Genomic DNA, 4,093 nt, shown 5'->3' on the forward strand with positions numbered 1-4,093 from the left:
TACATCCGCTCCACGTCCATGCCCTTGAGGAAGCCGGTGCCGCCGAAGATCTGGACGGCGTCGTTGGTGACCTCCAGGGCGATGTCGGAGGCATACATCTTGGCCATAGCGGACTCGGTGCCGTAGGGCTCGTGATGCTCCTTCAGGTCGGCGGCGGAGTAGACCAGCATACGGGCACAGCGGATTTTGGTTGCCATATCGGCCAGCTTGAAGCCGATGGACTGGTTAAAGCCGATGGGCTTGCCGAACTGGACCCGCTCCTTGGCGTATTCCACGGCGGCCTCATAGGCCCCCTGGGCGATACCCAGCGCCTGGGCCGCGATGCCGATGCGTCCGCCGTCCAGGGTGGACATGGCGATCTTGAAGCCCTGGCCCTCCTTGCCCAGCAGGTTCTCCTTGGGTACCTTCACATCGTTGAAGATCAGCTCAGCGGTGGAGGAGGAACGAATGCCCATCTTGTCGTAGTGGTCGCCGAAGGTGAAGCCCTCCCAGCCCTTCTCCACGATGAAGGCGGAGATGCCCCGGGTGCCGATGTCGGGGGTGGTCACAGCAAAGACCACATAAGTATCTGCCTTGGGGGCGTTGGTGATGAAGATCTTGCCGCCGTTGAGGAGCCAGTGGTCCCCCTTGTCCACGGCGGTGGTCTCAGTGCCGCCGGCATCCGAGCCGGCGTTGGGCTCGGTGAGGCCAAAGGCGCCGATCTTCTCGCCCTTTGCCAGGGGCACCAGGTACTTCTGCTTCTGCTCCTCAGTACCGTAGGCGAAGATGGGCCAGGAGCCCAGGGACACGTGGGCCGACAGGATGACGCCGGTGCCGCCGTCCACCCGGGACAGTTCCTCCACCGCGATGGCGTAGCTCAGGGCGTCCAGTCCGGCGCCGCCGTACTCCTTGGGATAGGGGATGCCCATGAGCCCCATCTCCCCCAGCTTCTTGATGGCCTCGTCAGGAAATAGGTTCTCCTTGTCCATCAGGAAGGCCTGGGGCTTGACTTCCGCTTCCGCAAATGCCCGGATCTTGGCCCGCAGGGCCTCGTGTTGCTCCGTGGTCTTGAACAGCATGGTGTCGTCCTCCTTATCTGTATTTAGAATCAATAATGAGAATCATTATCTTGTGAGACCATCCTAACACAGTGGAGTAAAGTATGTCAATAGGAATTATGGCATTTTAACAAAATATTTCCCATATGAGAACCAGGAATTAGAAGAACAGACAGCGCATCCCACATCAAATGGGACGCGCTGTCTGTTCATTGGGCACAATATTGTTCTTTCAGCACCGCCATCAGGGCCTGAAGGCGGCTGTCTTTGATGGAATAGGTAACGAACTGGCCGTGCTTCTCCGCCTGGACCAGTCCCCCATCCTTCAGCTTATGCAGGTGCTGGGACAGAGCCGGACCGGTGATATTGGGCACGCTCTCCCCTAGTTCCCCTACCGTCTTGGGGCCGTCCAGCAGGTGGCACAGGATGAGCAGCCGGTTCTCATTGGCCATCTGGGCCATGAGTTCGGCGATGGTTTGGGCCTTTTCCCGCAGTCTCACGTCCATATGCTCACCTCCGGCAGCCGGAGCAGGAGGCGCAGCCCTCCGCCGGAGCCTTGCCTGAGCGCAGGGTGCAGAGCAGCTGGGTCATGGTGCCCATGGGGCAAAACACGCACCAGGTCCGGGGTTTAAACAGCACCATGACGATGAGGCCGATGAGGGTTGAGGTGAGCATGATGGAGTAAAACCCGAAAGCAAACTGAGCCACCCAGGGGGCAAAGAGAGTGCCGTGATAGGCCCAGTGCCAGGGCACCTGGAAGGTCCAGAACAGCTTGACGAACTCCCCGATGTCTTTGGCTCCCGCCCCTACCAGGTAGGTGGTAAAGAGCATCTGGAAGAACATGAGGAAGAAAAAGACGAGAAAGCCGTACCGAAATGCTTTGGTCCGCATCCACCGGGGAGTTGGCTTGTTCCGGGACAGCTTCAGCCGCCCACCCAGCAGGGACAGGAACTGGCCCCGGTCACAGTAGCGGTTGCAGTACAGCTTGCTGCCGCCGAAGATAGCGATGAGCAGGGGCAGACAGAAGAAGATCATGCCCAGCCAGGCGAAAAGAATGTTGAAGAACCCCAGTCCCAAATAGATGGGGGTGACGATCCACAGATAGTCGTACCAGTGCTTTTTCCTGTTCATGCGCCCACCTCCCGGTCCCGCAGTTCAATGGTGCCCGCCGGGCACTCCCTGGCGCACTTGCCGCAGCCCACGCACTTCTCCCGGTCCACCTGGGCGATGACCCCTCGCCAAATGGAGATGGCCGACAGGGGGCACACCTTTACACAGCAGCCGCAGGCCACGCAGTGCTTCCCCACAGCGGCATAACGCTTAGACGGCATAAATCGTCCTCCTAATAATTAAGTAATTAAGCAATTTCTAATATAACAGTTCTACAGCAGAAACGCAAGAGGAAAATCATATCCCGCTCTCTTCATAAAAAATGGCCGCCAAAAGGCGGCCATTTTCTTGGCTTATCGTTTCCGCGGAATGAGCAACAGTTGCCCTTCTGGAAGTTCCTCATCGTCCAAAGCATTGGCCTGCATGACATCTTGAGCGGTGGTACCGTAAGATTTTGCAATGTCCCACAGCCGTTCTCCCCCACTCACCATCCTCAGTACAATGGATGGTTGACCGGTATGATCTTTGGGCGCGTTTTCATCAAATGTGACGGCACTGACTGCTGCTGACTTACTGTTGGTGAGAGCCAGCCAGCCAAAACGAACCGGGAACCGTACTTCCACTCCGCTGGATGCTGGGGCGGCGTATACCGGCGCGGTGCAGTAACATCTGCAGGTACAATGGGCGCCCTCAGGCAGTTCCACGGGACAGGTCACCGGTATGTTACGGGTAACGGCAGTAATTTCCCCTGAATCGGTACGACAGAGTAAATTGACATTGACCGAGGCGGTCAGGGATACGCGCGTATCCTCCCGGCTTTGAGTAATGTCAGCGAAAGTAACATATGCATCCAATACATCCTGAGGCAATATCCCTGTTTCCAGAAGCTCCCGGACAGCAATCTCCCGCTCTCCCCGATCCGCAATACGGCTGAGCGTGAGGGATTTGACCTGTGTATCTAGATCATATACGGTGGAATACAGGTCGGTAAGCAGGACTAGATTCCGCTCCTCCCGCACCACCGCCTGGGCCAACAGCCCCATGGTTAGACTGATGGTACGTCCGTCATCGTCATCCAAAGCACACTCCAGGTCTGTCAGAATGAGGTGTACCTGACACATGGATTCCTCGCCGGCGCCAATTACCTCGATCAGTTGGGAGATCGGGAGGTCAAATTCTCCTGTACTCAGACCGCCGTCGGTGCAGCGATAAAGCACCTGGAGTTTTGCGTTCCCTTTGAAAATCAGTTTACTGCCAATGACTTTGGCTTCCCCGCATTCCAAAGACACCCGCCATTTTAACAGCGCCTCCGCCTCCGGGCGGCTCCCTGCCAGTGTGAGTTCATCACTGAATGTAAACGGCTTTTCCTGTACACATACTGTTACACAGGTCTCACAGGATTCATTGAGCTGTTCTATCCCCGCCTGCTCCGGCTCCAGTACAGCGGCGCAGGCCCAGTCTGTTTCTGGAGCAAAAACCTGGATGTCCACCACCAGGTCTGCACGAACCAGTACCTTACGGGGATTCACCAGCCTGGCGTCTGCTCCACGCAGTCTGGGCTCCGCCACAATGCGGCAGTTTGGGCTGATATCAGCGGAATCGGCAGTGCAGGTAAAGGGAAGATCCACCTCCAGCCGCCGCAGACCCACCTCGCCGTCCGGCTGGCAAAGTAACAGGGCATGGATGGTGCCGGACAGTTCCACTCGGCCTTCCACAGCTTCCTTCCGGTGGAGGCAGACCACACCTTCCGTATCACAGATACCCAGCAAGTCCGGACAGGCGTCCGGAACAATGCTCTCCATGGTCTCTTCCTGGGCCACGGCGGTACCCAGCACCGCGGTAAACCCGTCCAGCGGGGTCCGTTCCAATTCCAGTTCCATAGCGTTCCACTCCTTGTACGGGCCATTGCCCAGACTGATTGCTGCTAGGGCAATATATGTACAAGG

5 protein-coding genes are annotated in these 4,093 nt (G+C 57.5%); all 5 read right to left on the minus strand.

Features of this window, described 5'->3' with window-relative positions:
- The coding region (locus tag Q0K43_RS10525; protein ID WP_297290483.1) for an acyl-CoA dehydrogenase family protein at window positions 1-1,058 on the minus strand (1,058 nt) is incomplete at its 3' end.
- A 188-nt stretch (window positions 1,059-1,246) separates the two neighbouring features.
- The gene (locus Q0K43_RS10530) at window positions 1,247-1,543 is read right to left on the minus strand and encodes an ArsR/SmtB family transcription factor (RefSeq protein ID WP_297290484.1); all 297 of its coding nucleotides are present in this window, start codon (window positions 1,541-1,543) and stop codon (window positions 1,247-1,249) included.
- Window positions 1,544-1,547: 4 nt separating this feature from the next.
- Window positions 1,548-2,168: a 4Fe-4S binding protein gene (locus Q0K43_RS10535; protein WP_297290485.1), complete on the minus strand. Its 621-nt coding sequence runs from the start codon at window positions 2,166-2,168 to the stop codon at window positions 1,548-1,550.
- Entirely contained in the window at window positions 2,165-2,368 is a 204-nt protein-coding gene (locus Q0K43_RS10540) for a 4Fe-4S binding protein (RefSeq protein WP_297290486.1), read from the minus strand. The genes Q0K43_RS10535 and Q0K43_RS10540 overlap by 4 nt, the downstream gene beginning before the upstream one ends.
- Before the next feature lie 132 nt (window positions 2,369-2,500).
- The coding region (locus Q0K43_RS10545; RefSeq protein ID WP_297290487.1) for a DUF3794 and LysM peptidoglycan-binding domain-containing protein at window positions 2,501-4,093 on the minus strand (1,593 nt) is incomplete at its 5' end.

Origin of the sequence: uncultured Flavonifractor sp., from assembly GCF_944383115.1 — a bacterium.
Lineage (GTDB): Bacteria > Bacillota > Clostridia > Oscillospirales > Oscillospiraceae > Flavonifractor.